We start from the raw sequence: 1209 nt of genomic DNA, 5'->3' as shown, positions 1-1209 counted from the left end.
GTCTCAGACCGAGACATGCCAACGTACTTCCAGTATTGACCGCTCAGCGAATGGGGCTGTCCCAATGGCGAAAAAACAACCTGGCTCCGCTTGAACGAGATTGGCATTGAAGAGTCTGCTCAGGTTGTGGACGTGCCGACGCGGTCCACACCCGGAAAGACTGTTGTACCTTGGAAGCGGTCCCTGAGGCCACACGGAAGTAAACGACCGAAGTGGGTCGATCTGCGCCAGTCGCGCGTTGCAGGGCGGCGGCAGGCCACGATCGGCCACAAGCCGCCGTTCTGATCCGTAGTCGGTCGGACATTCAAGCGTCGGCACCGCTCCGTGTGCGGTACTACTTTGAAGTCGCTCGCGCCGTTGCGAGGATACCGAGCATACTTTTTCGTGCTCTGCGCTTTTCTACAAATTGGCCGACTGCGTCCTTCGCCATCGCGATACCTCCGCCACCAATCGCACCCACCACACTCGCGATTGGAGCACTAACGCCGGCGGCAGCTGCGAGAGCTGGCATGAAAAACATACTTGCACCGGCGGCGATTCCAATAACGCTACCTGTTCCTGCAGCCCAGTATTTCGGTGAGTATTTGTCTTCGATGTCCTTTATTGCTTTCTTCTGGCGCTGAATCAGCAAGTCCAACCCATGCCGGACTTCCCGCGCTACAGCTTCAAGTTCGGCGGGACCCGCCGCAGTCAACTGAGTTGTGATTTTCTTCAATTGTTCGCGAAGTTCCGCGTGCTCCATGCGTTCTCGAAGCTCAACGAGACCTGCTATAGGCACGTTGCCCAGCCAGGTCAAACTGTCATCTTGAAGTGCTCGAAGAATATCGAATGCTTCCCTAGACAGTACTTGTTGCTTTATGAGTTCTCGCGCTTCGGCCCGTGCGCAAAGCTCGAAGTAGTACCAATGCACGGGTGTGCTGAGCATTGGTTGACTATTAAGCTCCTCAGCGTTCTCTGCAAGGTGGTATTGAGGGCGTAATCTTTCCAGAATTCCGTTAAGAACAAGGACGCCTCGCGGAAGCTTCTCCATTTTTCCAAGCATTTCCTGGTCGCGCACTCCCTTTAACTCTTGCAGATAGATGGCTGCCGCCTCCTCTGCTGTGCCTACAGCGGTAGGTTCAACTCCAGGCGGTACGAACAGCCTTTCACGCGTTATTGCGTCGAGGAACGGTTGTTCGTATTTTTTGACGTACTCGAACAGTTCGTCGA

The 1209-nt window shown here is 54.8% G+C and carries 1 protein-coding gene; it reads right to left on the bottom strand.

The genetic code is table 11. The features are described from left to right. Nucleotides 1–334 precede the first annotated feature (334 nt). On the bottom strand, nt 335–1209 hold an 875-nt coding region (locus ACWGDX_RS39355; protein ID WP_453633635.1), incomplete at its 5' end, for a hypothetical protein.

The sequence above is a fragment of the Streptomyces sp. NPDC055025 genome, assembly GCF_053608565.1.
The sequence above is the reverse complement of the archived record's forward strand: the minus strand, read 5'-3'. Positions and strand labels throughout refer to the sequence as shown.